The sequence below is a fragment of the Rhizobium sp. PP-CC-3G-465 genome, assembly GCF_004343445.1.
In the GTDB taxonomy this organism is placed as follows: Bacteria; Pseudomonadota; Alphaproteobacteria; order Rhizobiales; family Rhizobiaceae; genus Ferranicluibacter; species Ferranicluibacter rubi.
This window is the reverse complement of sequence record NZ_SLYH01000004.1, coordinates 294,098-313,617: the sequence shown is the minus strand read 5'-3', so window position 1 is coordinate 313,617 and position 19,520 is coordinate 294,098. Positions and strand designations below refer to the sequence as shown.

The following is a 19,520-nucleotide window of genomic DNA, read 5'->3' as shown; positions in this document are numbered from 1 at the left end:
GCCAGCCTGTGCGGTCGTCAGACCACCGAGCTGCGTGGACGTCAGGGCCGCGATGTTGTCCGTCGAGAGCTTCGACAACACATTAGCGTTGAGGGCCGAGATTTCCGTCGACGAGATCGTTGCCATGTCGGCCGTTTCAAGGCCGGCGACGGCTGCCGGCGAAAGCGCCGCCAGCTGCTTGGTGTCGAAGGCACCGATCTGCACGCTGGTCAGAGCGCCGATCTGTGTCGAGGACAGCGCGGCGACCACGGCCGTGCTCAGCACTGCGACCTGATCGGTCGAGAGCGAAGCAAGACCATCCGTTGTCAGAGCGCCAACCTGTGCCACCGTCAGGACCTTGACCTGTGCCGTTGTCAGGCCGTCGATCTGGGCGGTGCTCAGGGTGCGCATCTGGGCAGCGGTCAAGGCGCCGGCCTGTGCCGTCGTCAGGCCGGCCAGCTGGGTGGATGCCAGGGCAGCGAAGTTCGCCGTGGAAAGGCTGGCGAGCGTCTTGGTGTTGAGGGCGGAAATCTCGGTCGAGGAGATAGCCGCGATGTCGGCGGTTTCCAGGCCGGCAACGGCCGTGGACGTCAGGGCTGCCAGCTGCTTGGTATCAAGGGCACCGATCTGGGCCGTCGTCAGCGCAGCGATCTGGGTGGAGTTCAGCGCGCCAACGGCGGCCGAGCTGAGTGCTGCGACCTTGTCGGTGGCAAGCGTTGCAATCACGCTCGACGACAGGCCGGTGATGGCCTTTGCGCTGAGCACGGCGATCTCGCTGGTCGAGAAGGCCGCGAGATCTTCGGATGCGAGGACCGCCAGATCTTCCGAACCGAGTTCCGCGATCTGTGCAGCATTGAGCGCGCCGATCTGGGCGGAGCTCATGGCGCTCAGCTGGGCGGTCGAAAGAGCAGCGATCGTCTTGACGTCCAGCGCTGCGACCTGATCGGTCGAGAGCGAGGCGACACCATCCGTGGTGAGCGCGCCGACCTGGGCCGCCGTCAGAACCTTGACCTGCGCCGTCGTCAGACCGTCGATCTGGGCCGTCGAGAGCACCTTGATCTGCGCCGTGCTGAGCGCACCGGCCTGTGCGGTCGTGAGACCGCCGAGCTGCGTGGACGTCAGGGCTGCGATGTTGTCCGTCGAGAGCTTCGACAAAACATTGGCGCTGAGAGCCGAGATTTCCGTCGACGAGATCGTTGCCATGTCGGCTGTTTCGAGGCCGGCCACGGCTGCAGCCGACAGGGCCGCAAGCTGCTTGGTATCGAAAGCACCGAGCTGCACGCTGCTCAGAGCACCGAGCTGCGTCGAAGTCAGCGAGGCGATTACGGCCGTGTTCAGGGCTGCGACCTGATCGGTCGAGAGCGAGGCCAGACCGTCCGTGGTGAGAGCACCGACCTGAGCCGCTGTAAGAACCTTGACCTGCGCCGTCGTCAGACCGTCGATCTGAGCCGTCGAGAGCACCTTGATCTGGGCTGTGCCGAGAGCGCCGGCCTGAACCGTCGTCAGACCGCCGAGCTGCGTGGAGGTCAGGGCCGCGATGTTTGCCGTCGAGAGGTTCGACAGAACCCTGACGTTGAGAGCCGAGATTTCCGTCGACGAGATCGCCGCCATGTCGGCCGTTTCAAGGCCGGCGACGGCTGCGGGCTGCAGGGCAGCCAGCTGCTTGGTGTCGAAGGCATCGAGCTGCACGCTGCTCAGAGCGCCGATCTGGGTCGAGGACAGGGCGGCGATCGCGGTCGTGCTCAGGGCTGCGACCTGATCGGTCGAGAGCGAAGCCAGACCGTCCGTGGAGAGAGCGCCGACCTGTGCTGCCGTCAGAACCTTGACCTGCGCCGTCGTGAGGCCGTCGATCTGTGCCGTCGAAAGCACCTTGATCTGGGCTGTGCCGAGCGCACCAGCCTGTGCCGTCGTCAGACCGCCGAGCTGGGTGGAGGTCAGGGCTGCGATGTTCGCCGTCGAGAGGTTCGACAGAACTCTGGCGTTGAGAGCCGAAATTTCCGTCGACGAGATCGTCGCCATGTCGGCCGTTTCGAGGCCGGCGATGGCCGCAGGCGACAGGGCCGCAAGCTGCTTGGTATCGAAAGCACCGATCTGCACGCTGCTCAGAGCGCCGATCTGCGTCGAGGTCAGGGAGGCAATGGCCGCCGTGTTCAGGGCTGCGACCTGATCGGTCGAGAGCGAGGCCAAGCCATCGGTCGTCAGAGCACCGACCTGTACCGCCGTCAAAACCTTGACCTGCGCCGTCGTCAGGCCGTCGATCTGGGCCGTCGAAAGCACCTTGATCTGAGCCGTGCCGAGCGCACCGGCCTGTGCCGTCGTCAGACCGCCGAGCTGTGTGGAGGTCAGAGCCGCGAAGGTGGTCGTGGAGAGGCTCGACAGAACCTTGGCGCTGAGGGCCGAGATTTCCGTCGAAGAGATCGTTGCCATGTCGGCGGTTTCAAGGCCGGCGACGGCTGCGGCCGACAGGGCCGCCAGCTGCTTGGTGTCGAAGGCATCGAGCTGCACGCTGCTCAGTGCACCGATCTGCGTGGAGGACAGGGAGGCGATTGCCGCGGTGCTCAGCACTGCGACCTGATCGGTCGAGAGAGAGGCCAGACCATCCGTGGAGAAAGCACCCACCTGTACCGCCGTCAGGACCTTGACCTGTGCCGTCGTGAGGCCGTCGATCTGTGCCGTCGAGAGCACCTTGATCTGGGCCGTACCGAGAGCGCCAGCCTGTGCGGTCGTCAGACCACCGAGCTGCGTGGACGTCAGGGCCGCGATGTTGTCCGTCGAGAGCTTCGACAACACATTAGCGTTGAGGGCCGAGATTTCCGTCGACGAGATCGTTGCCATGTCGGCCGTTTCAAGGCCGGCGACGGCTGCCGGCGAAAGCGCCGCCAGCTGCTTGGTGTCGAAGGCACCGATCTGCACGCTGGTCAGAGCGCCGATCTGTGTCGAGGACAGCGCGGCGACCACGGCCGTGCTCAGCACTGCGACCTGATCGGTCGAGAGCGAAGCCAGGCCGTCCGTTGTCAGAGCGCCAACCTGGGCCACCGTCAGGACCTTGACCTGCGCCGTTGTCAGGCCGTCGATCTGGGCGGTGCTCAGGGTGCGCATCTGGGCAGCGGTCAAGGCGCCGGCCTGTGCCGTCGTCAGGCCGGCCAGCTGGGTGGATGCCAGGGCAGCGAAGTTCGCCGTGGAAAGGCTGGCGAGCGTCTTGGTGTTGAGGGCGGAAATCTCGGTCGAGGAGATAGCCGCGATGTCGGCGGTTTCCAGGCCGGCAACGGCCGTGGACGTCAGGGCTGCCAGCTGCTTGGTATCAAGGGCACCGATCTGGGCCGTCGTCAGCGCAGCGATCTGGGTGGAGTTCAGCGCGCCAACGGCGGCCGAGCTGAGTGCTGCGACCTTGTCGGTGGCAAGCGTTGCAATCACGCTCGACGACAGGCCGGTGATGGCCTTTGCGCTGAGCACGGCGATCTCGCTGGTCGAGAAGGCCGCGAGATCTTCGGATGCGAGGACCGCCAGATCTTCCGAACCGAGTTCCGCGATCTGTGCAGCATTGAGCGCGCCGATCTGGGCGGAGCTCATGGCGCTCAGCTGGGCGGTCGAAAGAGCAGCGATCGTCTTGACGTCCAGCGCTGCGACCTGATCGGTCGAGAGCGAGGCGACACCATCCGTGGTGAGCGCGCCGACCTGGGCCGCCGTCAGAACCTTGACCTGCGCCGTCGTCAGACCGTCGATCTGGGCCGTCGAGAGCACCTTGATCTGCGCCGTGCTGAGCGCACCGGCCTGTGCGGTCGTGAGACCGCCGAGCTGCGTGGACGTCAGGGCTGCGATGTTGTCCGTCGAGAGCTTCGACAAAACATTGGCGCTGAGAGCCGAGATTTCCGTCGACGAGATCGTTGCCATGTCGGCTGTTTCGAGGCCGGCCACGGCTGCAGCCGACAGGGCCGCAAGCTGCTTGGTATCGAAAGCACCGAGCTGCACGCTGCTCAGAGCACCGAGCTGCGTGGAGGACAGTGCGGCGACCGCCGCCGTGCTCAGCACCGCGACCTGATCGGTCGAGAGCGAGGCCAGGCCATCGGTCGAGAGAGCGCCGACCTGTACCGCTGTCAGGACCTTGACCTGCGCCGTCGTCAAGCCGTCGATCTGGGCCGTCGAAAGCACCTTGATCTGGGCCGTGCCGAGAGCGCCGGCCTGTGCGGTCGTCAGACCCCCGAGCTGCGTGGAGGTCAGGGCCGCGATGTTCGCCGTCGAGAGGTTCGAAAGAACCCTGCCGCTGAGGGCGGAGATTGCCGTCGACGAGATCGCCGCCATGTCGGCCGTTTCAAGGCCGGCAGCGGCTGCAGGCTGCAGGGCAGCCAGCTGCTTGGTGTCGAAGGCACCGAGCTGCACGCTGCTCAGAGCGCCGATCTGCGTGGAGGACAGGGAGGCGATCACGATCGTGCTCAGGGCTGCGACCTGATCGGTCGAGAGCGAAGCCAGACCGTCCGTGGAGAGAGCGCCGACCTGGGTCGCCGTCAGAACCTTGACCTGTGCTGTCGTGAGACCGTCGATCTGGGCCGTCGAGAGCACCTTGATCTGGGCTGTGCCGAGTGCGCCGGCCTGTGCCGTCGTCAGGCCGCTCAGCTGCGTGGAGGTCAGAGCCGCGAAGTTCGAGGTGGAGAGCGTTGCAATCGACCGTGCGCTGAGGGCGGAGATTTCCGTCGACGAGATGGTCGCCATGTCCTCGGTTGCAAAGCCGGCAAGTGCGCCGGCGCTCAGTGCGCCGAGCTGAGCCGTCGTCAGACCGTCGAGCTGGCCGGAGGAAAGAGAGGCAACCTGAGCGGATGACAATGCCGCGACCTGGCTGGACACCAGCGTTGCAAGCTTGCTGCTGTCGAGAACGGCGAGCTGCCCGGCCGTCAGACCCGTTACAGCTGCAGCGGAAACCGCGCGAAGCTGTGTCGAGTTGAACGCTGCCAGGTCTTCCGTAGCGAAAGCCGCAATCTGATTAGAGGAAAATGCAGCAATCTGCAGCGAAGTCAGAGCACCGACATCGCTGGTCGTGAACGACGCGATCGTGGAGGTATTGAGAGACTGAATCTGTTTAACGCTGAGAGAAGATACAATCGAGGTCATGGGTGCGCGCCTTCATCGTTCAAGGATTAATATTCTTTCCTCTCCGATGCCTGCGGCGGAAGGCGTAGCCTCGCGTCACAGAGCCTATGATGCGCCGGGCATCTTCAAACGATCGCCATGGCTGCTGCCTGCTCCATCGGGCAAGGCACAGGGTGGCGCTCATTCGAGCGGAAAGAATATCTGGAACATGGCTCATAAGAGCCTGACGTGGGGGCGGCATCATGCATGCAGAGTTAGAGACTCTGCTTCCCACACCTGGAAGTATCAATAAATTCGAAGTCTGTGAATTCCCCTGCGGACGCCCCCGTATCCCACGAAAGGGGATACCGATCTGTCCACGTCCCAATTTGTATCGCGTCACCTTCTAATTTTCGGTTAAAACGCAACCTAAAGAAATAGTTTAAACGTCCGTTCCCTCGTTACATCGGGTAACTTGCGCGGAGGTGGCGCCTTTCAAGCCGATACAGGTACGTCTTCCGACACGTGCCCGACAAGCAAGAACATTCGGCCGGTTAAGCTGCTTCCGCGTCGTTGTGCGCTGCGGCCGCAAGCTCAAGGCAAGGCAACGCCGCTAAGGGTCGAGGCAGTACCGTCTCCGCAATGCGGCCGTCAGGCCCACGATCAATGTGATGTCCATGGTTATTCATAATACCTTTGCCTCAGCACACCAATCGATGCTTGCCGCCGCCCTGGAACGTGCACGCCAACAGCAACTCTCCCTTCTGGAGCTCTTCCAGATCGCCGAGGAGCTGAACGCGAGCAACCAGAAGGCCGCGGCCGCAAAGCTCTACAGTACCTGGATCGCATTCAACGACAACAGCCCGGTCCTGCATCTCGCCTACTTCAACTACTCGGTCACGTTGCGGGGTCTGGACGATATGCCCGGCGCCATCAACGCGCTCCAGGCCAGCCTCAAGATTTCGCCGCTGATGGGCCAGGCGCGCATCAATCTCGGCCGCACCTTCGAGGACAGCGGTCTGAACGCCCAGGCCGTGCAGCAGTGGCAGCAATATGTCGCCGCGACGCAGGATATCACGCCGGAAAAGATCGGCTATCGCCTGATGGCGCTCCAGCATATCGGCCGCGTCATGGAAGGTGTCGGCCTGCTTGAGGATGCCGAAGCCATCCTGTGGCAGGCGATCGAGCTTCGTCCGGACCGCACCGAGGCGGCGCAGCATTGGCTGTCGACGCGCCAGCACCAGTGCAAGTGGCCGATCGTCACCACGTCGGAATATGTGACGAACCGGCAGCTGCTTGAAGCCTTTTCGCCGCTGCCCCTCGCCTGCTACACAGACGACCCCATCTTCCAGATGGCAAAGGCCTATCGCTACAACAAGCATCTCGTCGGCCGTATCAATGCCCGCGACATGCTGCGCCCGGCGCCTGCCAAAAAGGCCGGCACGACGGAACGCCTGCGGATCGGCTACGTCTCCTCGGACCTCCGCGACCATGCCGTCGGCTTCGCGCTCAGCGAAGTGCTGGAGCTGCACGACAAGACGCGCGTCGAGGTCTTCGCCTACTATTGCGGCGAGCCGCGTACCAACGACGCCACCCAGACCCGTATTCAGACGGCCGTCGATCACTGGCATGACATCGCCGCGCTCAGCGATCTCGATGCCGCCAAGCAGATTCTCGCCGACGAGATCGACATCCTCGTGGACGTCAACGGCTACACCAAACACGCGCGCACCAAGATCTTCGCCTATCGCCCGGCGCCTGTGATCGTGAACTTCTGTGGCTATCCCGGAACGATGGCGAGCCCGGTTCATCAATATATCATCGCCGACGAACAGATCATCCCGCCGGAAAACGAACTTTACTACACCGAAAAGGTCCTGCGCATTCCCTGCAACCAGCCGGTCGACCGGAAGCGCAAGATTGCGGCCAAGCCGACACGCGAAGAGGCCGGCCTGCCGGAAGATGCCTTCGTGTTTGCCTGTTTCAATGGCTCGCAGAAGACGACCGCTGCCTGCTTCACGCGCTGGATGGCCATCCTTGCCGCCGTTCCCGGCAGCGTGCTCTGGCTGCTCGGTGCCTCGGAGCCCGTCAACCAGCGGCTTCGGCAGCTGGCGATCGACCATGGCGTCGAGCCGGATCGCCTCATCTTCGCGCCCAAGGCTCCCAACGCCTTCCACCTCGCCCGCATCGGCGTAGCCGATCTCTTCCTCGACACGTTCCCCTACGGTGCGCATTCCACGGCGGCCGACGCCGTGACCATGGGCCTGCCGGTCCTGACGCTTCGCGGCAAGGGCTTCGCGTCCCGCTTCTGCAGCAGCATCCTGTCCGCAGCCGGCATTCCCGAAATGATCTGCGAAACGCCGGATGCCTATGTCGCCAAGGCGATTGCCTATGCCCGCGACCCGGAGAGCCTGCTGGCCGTGCGCCGTTCGCTGCAGGCGCAGCGGGAGACCTGCGCGCTGCGCGACATCCCGGCGCTGGTGCGCCGTCTCGAGGAACTGTACTGGCAGATGCAGGGCGAAGGCGAGCGCGGCGAGATCCCCGTGCCGCGCCTCGACAATCTCGACATCTACTACGAGGTCGGCGTCGATTTCCTGTCCGACCCGGTCGAATTCGAGACTGACGCGAGCTACCGGGAGCGTTACCGCCAGGAACTCGCGCAGCGGCACGCTTATGCGCCGATCGCCCGGGACACCCGCTTCTGGACCGATACCGACTGATCCAGCGTGCTGCCGGGGGGCAGACGCAGGCGACGGTAAGCGAGACCTTCCGGCACTTCGCCGCAACCAGACGAACGACGACATCGACGAGAGGGCAGGACGACATGAACCCCGTGATTTTGGTCACTTTTGCCGGCCGCCAGCAGCGGATGGAGATCCTGACCCAGTATATAAGGAAAGCGCTGGAAGCCGGGATCATCGACGAATGGCATATCTGGGATTTCACCCGTTCGGCCGAGGATCGCGCCTGGGTCACGAAGGAATTCGGTCCGGTACGCTTCATGGGCCCGAACGCCTCCTACCAGCATAAGGGCTCGGTCAGCCGTCTCTCGTCGTTCCGCACTACGGCAAAGATCCAGAGCGACCTGCACATCGCGATCGTTCCGAACGACAAGACGAGCGATGCCTACGAACTCGTCATCGGCGGCTGGAACAACACCCACTCCGCCCTTCGCCGCATCACCGAGGCCGATCTCACCAGCTTCTCGCGCGACACGCATCCGCTGATCTGGACCCGCTCGACACCCGGCGTTCTGTCGCCGGGTCTGGCCAATCACGTCGTTCTGAACCTGGATGAAACAGGCGTTCCGACCCTCCACGTCAACGGCGTGATGGTCGGCACCTGGCCCGACATTCAGCTGCCGGGTGGGGCGTCGATCATGGTTCGCGGCGGCTGGGGCTCCGACCTCGAGCTCTGCGACGTCCAGAGCCCGGTTCGCCGCTATGTCGGCAACGAGAACGAGAGCACGCCCTACTGGCAGGCCTACAGCTATTACACCAAGCGCCTCAGCGCGTTCACGGACGCCGTCTTCCTGAAGTGCGACGACGACGTCGTCTATCTCGATCTCGATAATCTCAGTAAGTTCATCGCGTTTCGTCGCGACAATCCGCATTACTTCATCGTGTCGGCGAATGTGGTCAACAATGGCGTCTGCGCCTACTGGCAGCAGGAAGCGGGCTCCCTGCCTGCCACGCTCGGCCAGTTCGAGCGCCCGCCTGGCGGCTTCGGCGGCAGCCTGTGGCAGAGCGCAGAACGCGCCACGCGGCTGCACGACTACTTCCTCGGCAAGACCGAGAAGTCGCTACCCCTGCCGAGCCCCGTCATCGACTGGCACGAGCGCCAGTCGATCAATTTCATCGCCTGGCTCGGCAAGGACCTCGTCCATATGGCTCTGCCGAAGTGCGACGACGAATATGCGCTGACGGTCGATCTGCCCAACTACCTGAACCGCCCGACGGCCATCTATTCCGACTTCACGGTGAGCCACTTGAGCTTCGGGCCGCAGGAAAACGGCCTGGCGCTCGAGCGACTGATCGACGGCTACGACGCGCTGATGCGCACCAACCTTGCGGCGGCCTAGAGCAATTCCGTTGGACAGGGGTTCAAATGCCCTGACGTAACGACATATCCGTGTCGGACCGGCATGGGTCAAGTACGATAAAAGACGAGGAAGCGACATGGGCGGGAACGGGAAAATTGCGGTGGTCGGCGCCGGCCTTTCGGGTGCCGTCATCGGGCGTGAACTAGCGCTTGCAGGCTATAGCGTCGAAATCTTCGACGTCCGCGACCACATCGCCGGCAATTGCTACAGCGAGCGGGATGCCGATACCGGCGTGATGGTCCACATCTACGGACCGCACATCTTCCATACGGATGACGAAGAGGTCTGGAACTACGTCAACCGCTTCCAGACCTTCATGCCCTATAAGAACCGCGTGAAGACGACGGTGGACGAGCAGGTCTTCTCGCTGCCGGTGAACCTGCACACGATCAATCAGTTCTTCGGCAAGACCTTCCGGCCCGACGAGGCCCGGGCCTTCATCGAGGAGAAGGCCGACAAGACCATCGCAGATCCGCAGACGTTCGAGGAGCAGGCACTGCGTTTCGTCGGCCGCGAACTCTACGAGGCGTTCTTCAAGGGCTACACCGAAAAGCAGTGGGGCTGCTCGCCGACGCAGCTGCCGGCGTCCATCCTCAAGCGCCTGCCGGTGCGCTTCAACTACGACGACAACTACTTCTTCCACCGTTTCCAGGGCATGCCCGAGAATGGCTACACGGACATGGTGGCGGGCATTCTCGATCATCCCGGCATCACGGTCCACCTCGGTACGCGCTTCGACAAGTCGCAGAACGATGCCTATGATCACGTCTTCTATTCCGGCCCGCTCGATGGCTACTTCAACTATGAATTCGGCCGGCTGGGATATCGCACGCTCGATTTCGAGCGCTTCACCTACGAGGGAGACTATCAGGGCTGCGCGGTGATGAACTACGGCGATCCGGATGTTCCCTATACCCGCATCACCGAGCACAAGCACTTCTCGCCATGGGAAAGCGTTGCCGGATCGGTCTGCTATCGCGAATTCTCCCGCCTCTGCGGTGAAGACGACGTGCCGTTCTATCCCATCCGGCTGGTCGAGGAAAAGCAGCTTCTGGCGTCTTACGTCGAGCGGGCGGAGGCGGAAACCTCCGTCACCTTCGTCGGTCGTCTCGGCACCTACCGCTATCTCGATATGGACGTGACCATCCGCGAGGCGCTGGATACGGCGGCACTTTACAGGAAGAAAACAGCTGACAACGCTCCCGTTCCGGCCTTTCTGCATTCGCCGCTCTGAGCGTTCTGACGAGCCTCGTCAGGCCTTGGCTTCGACCGCTTCCGCAGGCTGGTCCTGATCGAGACGCTTCGGCACCCAGAGGCAGACGGGGACGATGAGGACCGTCATGACGAACATCACCAGGAAGGTGACGTGGAGCGCCGCCTGCAGAGCCATGCGGACGGGAACTGCATCGATCGCCGCTGCACCTGTCCCGTCGAGCAGTCCGCGCAGCTGTTCGGGGGAAATCGCGCCGATGCCGCCGGCATGCGCAAGGCCGTAGCTGAGCACCGCACCCAGAATGGATGCACCCAGCGTGCTGCCGAGGTTGCGGGAGAACACGTTCGACGCCGTGGCGCTGCCGCGCTGCGACCAGCCGACGCTCTCCTGGGTGATGACCAGCGCGCAGATGTTCAGCAGGCCCATGCCAACCCCCATGATCAGCGACCCCGCGCCGGCCTGGGCCGGCGAGCTTTCCGGCGTCAGCAGCACGAGCAGGAAGGCCCCGATGGGGATGAGGAGGCTTGCGACGAGCATGATCGGTCGCAGCCCGAAACGCGGGAACATGCGTGAGGCGAACGTGGCGCCGGCCGGCCAGCCGAGGAGCAGCATGGTCAGCGCGAAGCCGGCCACCAGAGGCGAACGGTCGAGCACCGTCTGCACATACATCGGCAGAAACGTCGTCAGCCCCATGATGGCCATGCTGGCAAAGAAGATGGCGATGTTCGATGCCGCGATCGGCCGGCGCAGCCAGAGATCGGGCGCGACCATCGGTGCTTCTGCACGACGCTCCTGCCAGAGGAACAGACCGAGACTGACGACGAAGACCAGCACGGCCACGATCGTGTAGACCGGCGTCGCAGCCTCCACCTCGGTCAGCGCCACCATGAGCGCAGAGATGGAAACGGCGAAGAGCGCTGCGCCGAGAATGTCGATCGACGCGGTGCGCGTCCGCTTCTCCTCGTGCAGAAAGCGGATGAAGCCGAAGGCCGCGAGGATGCCGACGGGAATGTTGATCCAGAAGACCCAGGCCCATGGCAGGCTGTGAATGATGAAGCTGCCGAGCAGCGGCCCGACGACGGCGGACAGTGCCCAGACACTCGCGAGATAGCCCTGCACCTTGCCGCGTTCGCGTCCGGGAAACAGGTCCCCGATGATCGTCATCGCGACCGGCTGGATCGCACCGGCGCCAACGCCCTGCAGCAGGCGGAAAGCGATCATCGACGGCATGGACCAGGCAAAGCCCGCAAGCAGCGAGGATGCGAGAAAGACGGCGATGCCGAAGAGTACGATCGGCTTGCGACCGTAGATATCCGAAAGCTTGCCGAACACGACGGTCGTCGCCGTCTGCGTCAGCAGGAAGGCGGAGAACACCCAGCTGTAGAGGTTGAGCTGGCCCAGTTGTGCCGCGATTTGCGGCATGGCGGTCGAGACGATGGTTGCCTCGATCGCGATCATCGCCATGCTTGCCATGATCGCGGCAACGACGAGGCCGCGGTGAACACGTTTTTCCGTCATGAATCGGTTCCGGAGCGCCTTGCCGGCGGAGAGGGAGGGACATCGGCGGTCGGACGGCCGTCAGTAGACGACGGCATGCGCCAGCGCACCTTTGCAGGCGCCGACTCTGCGTCGGTCGAGATCGGATCTCGCTTCCCTGAACTGGACCCGTCGATCTTATCGGTCAAGCCCGATAGTTTGCAAAACTTACATTCCCTACTCTGAAACATGCCAGCGGCGGACGGGATGGCGAAAGGCACCATCTCCGCGGCTACCGACATGTCGATTTCGCGCGACCACGCCGCGAATATCGAGGCGCATGCAATCCTTTCAGGTTGCTCGCTTCAGGCTCATGCAAGCCAGAGGCAATACTCAAGACGGTAACCAGCCGTATCGATGGGGTGTTCGCCCATGCTCGTTCGGAGGGAGAGCTTTGTCCGTTGGCAGGGCTCGGCGCCCGTCGCGAGTGGGCCGGTTAAGTGTGGGGATTGATAGCATGACGACAATTGCTTCCGGCCTGAGCGTCACGCAAATCCGGTCCCTGTCCACACCCGCCGTTGCGGCCTGGACGACCGAAGATGTCAGCTCCCTCTCCACGCTGCAGATCAAGGCCCTCTCCTCCTCCCAGATCGCTGCCCTCGACGTCGAGGACGTGGAGATTCTCAGCACCGACCAGCTCAGCGCCATCTCCCGCGCGGCCATTGTCGGTCTGACACTCGATCAGCTCAGCGCCCTGCACAAGACCGGCATCGAGGCGCTGTCCTCGTCGCAGGTCGGCGGAATGACGACGACGCAGATCGGTGCATTGACGGCCGATCAGGCGGAAGCCCTGACGCCGGCCCAGATCAGAGGGCTGACCAGCGCCCAGATTGCCGCCCTGAGCGCGGAAGACCTCGCGACCTTTTCGACGGAGGACATGAACGCGATCGCGGGCACTGCCATTCGCGGGCTTCGGACAGAGGTGCTGTCTTCGCTGACGAACGACCAGATTTCAGCGCTGAACACCGGCGCCGTCTCGAACCTGTCGAGCGACCAGGTCGTCGCCCTGAGCAAGGATCAGGTCGAATCGTTCACCTCGTCACAGGTTTCCGCCCTCAGCTCGCTCCAGCTTGCGGCGCTCGAGACGGAAGATGTCGACGTTCTTTCCATCGAAGACGTCGCGGCGATCTCCATCCGGTCGATCGCCGGTTTGCGTATTGCCGGCCTGTCGAACGACAAGCTTTCCGCGCTCTCGCCTGCGCAGATCGCCGCTCTGGGCGCATCGCAGATTTCTACGTTGAGCACAGGGCAGCTGGCGGCCTTCAACAGCGTTCAGATCGCAGCGCTGGCACCGAGATCCGTCGCAGCCTTGACGACGGACCAGATGGCCGCCCTGACCTCGGACCAGATCGGCGGTTTGTCCTTCACGCAGGTAAAGAGCCTCACCTCTACGCAGGTCTCCGCCCTGTCGTCCAGCCAGATCGCCGCATTGTCGACGTCTGCGATGTCGGCCGTTACGGGGCAGACATTTTCCGGAATTCAGCCGGACGCCATCCCCGGGCTGACGGCCGGTCACGTTGCGGCGCTCGCGACCAGCGTCATCGCCAGTCTGAGCAGCCGACAGATCGAGGCGCTGAACGGCGCGCAGCTGGAAGCCCTTACACCCGTGCAGGTCAAAGCCTTCAGCTCGACCCAGCTGGCCGCCCTCGATGCTGACGATATCGCCAATTTCTCCCCCACCGATATCGCCGCCATCAGCGGCCAGGCCGTGCGAGGTCTGAAGACCGACGTCGTTGCAGCACTTTCAAACGCACAGCTCGCTGCGCTCAGCACCGCCACCGTCGCCGCGCTGACGAGCACCCAGGTCAACGCCTTGACGACCGCGCACCTCCCGGCCCTGCTCCCGTCGCAGATCGCCGCTCTCAGTGCATTGCAGATCAGCGGTTGGGGCTCCGAGCAGTTTGAGGCGCTCTCCACGGCGCAGATCGCGAAGCTCGGAACGCAGACGATTGCAGGCCTCAGCACGCTGCAAATCAGCACCTTGAGCGCAGAACAGACGGGAGCGCTGACCTCCCAGCAAGTTCGGGCACTGAACTCGACGCAGGTTGCAGCCCTCGGGCAAAGCGCACTGGCCTCCTTCTCGTCTACGGCCATAGCGGCCATTTCGACGATCGCCATCAAGGGCCTGGGCACCGACGGCATCGGTCATCTGTCCACAGGCCAGATCGCGGCGTTCACCTCCAGCCAGACGGGCGCTCTGACGACCCTACAGCTATCGGCCATGAGCAGTCTGCAGGTCGAGGCCCTGTTACCCGGACAGATCCGAGCCCTCTCCGCGACGCAGCTTGCCGCGCTCGATACAGCGGCTATCGGTACCTTCTCCAGCGAGGACATGACCGCCATCACCAACAGGGCGATCTCAGGCTTGCAGACGGACACTCTCGCCGCGCTGTCGAGCGACAAGATCGCGGCTCTGAGCACGAGCGCCATCGTCAGCCTGACGTTGGCCCAGATCGCGGCCCTGCAGACGGGCCAGGTTGCCGCGCTGTCTTCCGATCAGATCAAGGCCCTGAGCGCTTCTCAGCTTTCTGCCCTCGGTGCGGATGATCTCGCCTCTCTATCGACCGACAATATCGGGGCAATCTCCAAATTGGCCCTGTCCGGACTGACGACGGACGTGGCCGCAACACTGTCGACAGCGCAGATTGCCGCCTTGACGACAACACAGGTTGCCGGGCTGACGAAGGGACAGCTGGCCGCGATGGGCACGGCGCAGATCGAAGTCCTGTCGCCAACGCAGATGGCCGCCCTGACCTCCGTGCAAATCTCCGGCTTGAGCGACGAGGCTATCGCCACCCTCTCCACGGACGATATCGCGGCGATGACCACGGCGGCGGTGCCGGGCCTCAACATTGCAGCTCTTTCAGGAAGCCAGCTGGCCGCCCTGACGACCGCGCAGGTCGCAGCTTTGCGGACAACGCAGATTGCGGCACTGTCGACCGATCAAATCGGGTCACTCTCGACGGCACAAGTGGCTGCTCTGAGCGCGACTTCGGTGGCGGTGCTCTCGACGGCGCAAATGGCTGCCCTCAGCACGGCCCATCTTGCGTCTCTCAGCACCACCCAGGTCGCACGGCTGACCGCGCAGCATTTCACCGTGCTCAACGCGAGCGATCTCGCAGCATTTTCCGTATCCAATGTCGCCGCGATCAACAGCCGCGCCCTGCCCGGCCTCAGCGCCGATGTCGTGGCGACGCTTGGGACCGCCAAGATCGCAGCCTTGGGAACATCGGCCATCGCAAACCTGACGACGGCGCAGATCGAGGCCCTCGGGACGGCGCAGGCCGAGGCGCTGTCTTCGGTCCAGATTCGCGTGCTGACCGCAGCACAGCTCGCCGCGCTCGGCGCCGATGATATCGCGACCTTCTCCAAGGAGGAGTTCGCTGCCATCAGCACCACAGCCATAACCGGCCTCAGTAGCGATGTGATGGAAAGTCTGACCGCGGACAAGATCGGTGCCCTGAGCACGGCTGCGATCGCGCGGCTGACGACCACGCAGATCTCGGCGATGGCCGCAAGCCAGATCGCGTCCCTTTCGGTCGCGCAGGTCAAGGCCCTGAGCGTCACGCAGATGGCCGCACTCGACGTCGCGGATATCGCCGCCTTCCCGAGGGCAAACATCGCCGCACTCGGCAGTCAGGCACTCTCGGGCATCGGCACGGATCTCGTCGCGGCCCTTTCCACCGCGCAGGTCGCAGCGCTGGGGACGGCTGCGCTCGCCGGTCTCTCGACCCTGCAGGCGTCGGCTTTCTCCACCGGGCAACTCGCCGCCCTTTCCGCTTCGCAGGTCAAACAGCTGACCTCGGCGCAGATGGCCGCTCTCGCCGAGAACATTTCGGTCTTCTCCACCGAGCAAGTGGCTGCCATGACACCGCTTGCGATCGGCGCGCTCGGGACCGACCAGATCGCAGCCCTCAGCGATTTGCAACTGGCGGCGCTGACCTCCGCGCAACTGGGCGGGATGACGTCGCAGCAGATGGCCGGGTTTAGCACCGCGGATATCGTTGCGTTCTCCTCGCAGCGCATCGGGTCGCTGAGCAGCAGCGCGGTCAGTGGTCTCTCGACCGCCCAGATCACGGCGCTTGGCGCAGACCAGATCGTCAACCTCTCCACCCGGCAGGTCGCAGCCTTGAGCTCGGCCCAGATCGGTGCCCTCGCAACTTCCAATGTCGCCGTGCTCTCGACGGCGCAGATCGCAGCGCTTTCGAGCGCGGCGATTTCCGGCTTCACCTCGCAGCACATCGCCGTGTTGACGACGGACCAGGCGGAAGCGCTGACCAGCGCCCAGGTGGGGAACCTGACGTCGGGTCAGATGTCGGGGCTCCAGTCGGACGACATGGCCACCTTCTCGACGAGGGATATCGCGGCCATTACATCCGCTGCGATTGCCGGCCTCACCACCGCCACGATCGCCACGCTCTCCACGAGCCAGATAGCCGCTCTTAGCGCATCCAGCGTGCACGGCTTGACCACGCGCCAGCTGGCAGCGCTGCAGACAGGGCAGGTGGAAGCCCTGACCGGCGTCCAGATCGCAGCCCTCAGCTCGTCCCAGCTGTCCGCCCTGTCCTCCAACGCCATCGCCACCTTCACGACACGCGAGATCGCCGCAATCGATGCGGTTGCCATCGTCGGTCTCTCCTCCGCCACCATCGCGTCGCTCGATCCAAGCAAAATTGCAGCATTGAGCACTGCGGCCGTCGCAGCCCTCGGCTCCCGCCAGATCGACGCCCTCAGCGCAGACCAGATCGCAGCGCTGACCCGTGCTCAGCTGGGCGCCCTCACCTCCCGGCAGACGGCCGTGCTGACCTCCACCGACATCCAGGCCATTCTGCCCAAGAACATCAGCGCCCTGTCGTCCGACGCGATGGCCGGGCTGACCTCCGAGGCGGTCACGGCCCTGACGAACGATCAGATTGCCGCCATCAGCGCCAGCGGCATCAGCGGGCTCAGCACCTCGTTGATCGCGCATCTGAGCAGCACGCAGGTGCAGGCTCTCGGCACCACCCAGATCGCTGCCCTGAGTTCACGGCAGGTGGCCGTTCTCGCCGCCAGCGACGTCGCCGCGATGACGGCGACGCAGATCGCCGCGCTGAGCGCCGCAGGCGTTGCCGGCCTGACCACCCAGCAGATCGGCGCACTGAGTGCCGATCAGGCGGAAGCTCTCAACGGCGTCCAGATCGCAGCCCTTGGCTCGCGGCAGCTGGCAGCGCTCGGCACCGGCGCGCTTGCCCGCTTCAGCCTCACCGATATCGCTGCCATTTCCGCCTCGGCCATCGCAGGCCTGTCCACGGCGACGATCGCAACGCTTTCGGCCGAGGGCGTCGCTGCGCTCAGCACAGGCAGCATTGCCGGCCTGAGCAGCACGCAGGTCGCAGCCCTTTCGAGCGACCAGGTCGATGGTCTGACGACCGCGCAGGTCGCAGCACTCACCTCCAAGCAGGTCGCCGCACTCGGGACAGCAGCCGTCGCAGCACTGTCGCTCCGCCAGATGGCCGCTCTGAGCGCCGACGGCGTCGCGGGCTTCACAGCCACGCAGATCGCCGCCCTGACCTCGGACCAGACGGCCGCCTTCACGCCGACGCAGGTCGCAGCCCTCAGCTCCGCCCAGGTCGCAGCGCTGGCCAATGAGGATCTCGACGGCTTCTCGACGGCGGATATCGCCGCCTTCGGCTCTGCGGCGATCCCCGGCCTGTCAACGACGGCGATCGCATCGCTGTCTGCAGAACAGGTCGCAGCTCTCAGCGCCTCCGGCGTGGCGGGGCTCAGCACCGACCAGATCGCCGCGCTGAACAGCAACCAGATCGAAGTGCTGACGACCGCGCAGCTTGGTGCGCTCTCCTCACGGCAGGCGTCAGTTCTGGGAACCGAGGATATCACCCTCTTGTCTCCCGCCCAGATCGGTGCGTTGGGAACGAGCGGGATTGCCGGTCTCTCCACGGCCGCGATCTCCATCCTCACGATCGATCAGGTCAAGGCCCTGACGAGCGTTCAGATGGGAACGCTTTCGTCGCAACAGCTGGCCCTGCTCAGTACCGACGCCTTGGACAACCTGGGGACGGCGCAGCTTGCGGCGATCAGCTCTCTCGCCATTCCCGGCCTCTCCACGACGGCGATCGCATCGCTGTCCATGAACCAGATCGCCGCACTCGGCACATCCGCAGTCGCAGGCCTCGGCACGGCACAGATCGCAACTCTCAGCGTCGATCAGGCCGAAGCGCTGACGGCGTCGCAGATCGCGGTGCTCGATTCCCGCCAGCTGGCGGCCCTTGGCGCGGATGATATCGACCGCTTCACCACAAACGAGATCGCCGCCATCAGCTCGACCGCCATCGCCGGTCTCTCGTCGGCCATGCTCTCCTCATTGACGCAGCAGCAGATCGCGGCCCTGAGCCCGGGCGGCATTTCGGGGCTCGCCTCGACGCAGATCGCCGCCCTCACCTCCAGCCAGATCGAAGCCCTGAGCCTTGCACAGGTCGGCGCGCTGACCTCCAGCCAGATCGGCGCCCTGAAAACGAGCGGCATCGCCGGTCTTTCGGATAGCCAGCTTGCCGCCTTGAGCATCAAGGGCATTGCCGGCATCAGCAGCGGTCAGGCGGCAGCGCTCAGCGCTGCACAGATGCAGGTCCTGTCGACCGGTCAGATCGCGGCTCTGAGTTCGGAGGCCATTTCGGGCCTGACGACGGACAGCCTCGCAACGCTGAAGCCCGCCAAGATCGGCGCCCTCGGCTCGACAGCCGTAAAGGGTCTCCCGACCGCGTTCATCGCCGCGCTGTCTCTCACCGAAATCGCAGGCCTCGGCACGGGCACCGTTTCCGGGCTGACGAGCGGGCAGCTTGGCGCGCTGAGTGCCGAGCAGATGGATACGCTCACGACCAGCCAGATCACCGCCCTCAGCCAGAGCGGTCTCGCCGGCCTGACCACGACGCACCTCGCGACCTTCTCCACGCAGGATATCGCCGCGATTTCGCTGGGCGCCATCAAGGGATTGAGCACGACCATCGTTTCCGGCCTGACATCGACCAGTATCGCGGCTTTGACGACGGGCCAGGTCGCCGCCCTCGGCTACAGCCAGGTGAGCGCCCTGACCCCGGCGCAGATCGAAATGCTCACGACATCGCAGGTCGGCGCTTTCGGCCTCATGCAGGCGGCGGCCCTCGGCTCGGACGATCTGGTTCGGCTGACGCCGGAACATATCATCGCGCTCGGCACCGGCGCGATCTCCGGTTTGAGCACGCGCGCCATTTCCGGCCTCACCGTTGCACAGGCGGAAGCCTTCACACCCGCCCAGATCAACGGCATGACCTCCGCGCAGCTGCAGGCTCTGACGGACGTGGCGATCAACGCCCAGACGACCCCGAGCACCTCCAGTGCCCGTGCCGCCTCGGCTTCGGAGACCTCCAGCGCGCAAAGCGCGTCGTCCGCCACATCCGAACAGCCGAGCGAGAGCAGTGCCTCGCTGATCATGTCGATGCTGAGCGTGTAGCAGGCGGACAGGAGCGCCGTCTGAAAGCCGCGCTCCTGTACCGATACCATCCAACCGCTCGTTCAAGACGGGTCGGACTGCCGAATCCTATGCCGACCCATCAAGCAATCATCGCTGCCTTTGGCCGCGTCTGACCTCCCGTGGGC

Annotated in this window: 6 protein-coding genes; 4 read left to right on the top strand and 2 right to left on the bottom strand. The window is 64.3% G+C overall.

The genetic code is table 11. The annotated features are described in order from the left end of the window. On the bottom strand, positions 1 to 5,082 hold a 5,082-nt coding region (locus C8J33_RS17400), incomplete at its 3' end, for a hypothetical protein (protein ID WP_165929837.1). A gap of 635 nt (positions 5,083 to 5,717) precedes the next feature. On the opposite strand from C8J33_RS17400, the gene C8J33_RS17395 reads away from it, so the two are divergent. The 3 genes from C8J33_RS17395 to glf all read left to right on the top strand — a co-directional run bounded on the left by C8J33_RS17395 (position 5,718) and on the right by glf (position 10,376). Then, positions 5,718 to 7,760 (top strand): glycosyl transferase, encoded by a 2,043-nt coding sequence (locus C8J33_RS17395; protein ID WP_110802976.1) that lies wholly within the window; start codon positions 5,718 to 5,720, stop codon positions 7,758 to 7,760. 104 nt (positions 7,761 to 7,864) lie between these two features. Then, positions 7,865 to 9,121, top strand: coding sequence for a hypothetical protein (locus C8J33_RS17390; protein WP_110802970.1), 1,257 nt, complete (start codon positions 7,865 to 7,867; stop codon positions 9,119 to 9,121). A 97-nt stretch (positions 9,122 to 9,218) separates the two neighbouring features. Continuing rightward, complete coding sequence (gene glf, locus C8J33_RS17385; RefSeq protein ID WP_110802969.1) at positions 9,219 to 10,376, top strand: UDP-galactopyranose mutase; 1,158 nt, start codon at positions 9,219 to 9,221, stop codon at positions 10,374 to 10,376. 18 nt (positions 10,377 to 10,394) lie between these two features. On the opposite strand, the gene C8J33_RS17380 is transcribed toward glf, so the two are convergent. After that, on the bottom strand, positions 10,395 to 11,873 hold the full coding sequence (locus tag C8J33_RS17380; RefSeq protein ID WP_110802968.1) for an MDR family MFS transporter: 1,479 nt from the start codon (positions 11,871 to 11,873) through the stop codon (positions 10,395 to 10,397). A 475-nt stretch (positions 11,874 to 12,348) separates the two neighbouring features. On the opposite strand from C8J33_RS17380, the gene C8J33_RS17375 reads away from it, so the two are divergent. Beyond that, positions 12,349 to 19,374, top strand: a complete 7,026-nt coding sequence (locus tag C8J33_RS17375; protein ID WP_110801243.1) for a beta strand repeat-containing protein — start codon at positions 12,349 to 12,351, stop codon at positions 19,372 to 19,374. The last annotated feature ends 146 nt before the right edge of the window (positions 19,375 to 19,520 follow it).

Coding starts and splice junctions, on each gene's coding strand:
- C8J33_RS17395 (WP_110802976.1), top strand. CDS start 5,718: ATGGTTATTCATAATACCTTTGCCTCAGCACACCAATCGATGCTTGCC.
- C8J33_RS17390 (WP_110802970.1), top strand. CDS start 7,865: ATGAACCCCGTGATTTTGGTCACTTTTGCCGGCCGCCAGCAGCGGATG.
- glf (WP_110802969.1), top strand. CDS start 9,219: ATGGGCGGGAACGGGAAAATTGCGGTGGTCGGCGCCGGCCTTTCGGGT.
- C8J33_RS17380 (WP_110802968.1), bottom strand. CDS start 11,873: ATGACGGAAAAACGTGTTCACCGCGGCCTCGTCGTTGCCGCGATCATG.
- C8J33_RS17375 (WP_110801243.1), top strand. CDS start 12,349: ATGACGACAATTGCTTCCGGCCTGAGCGTCACGCAAATCCGGTCCCTG.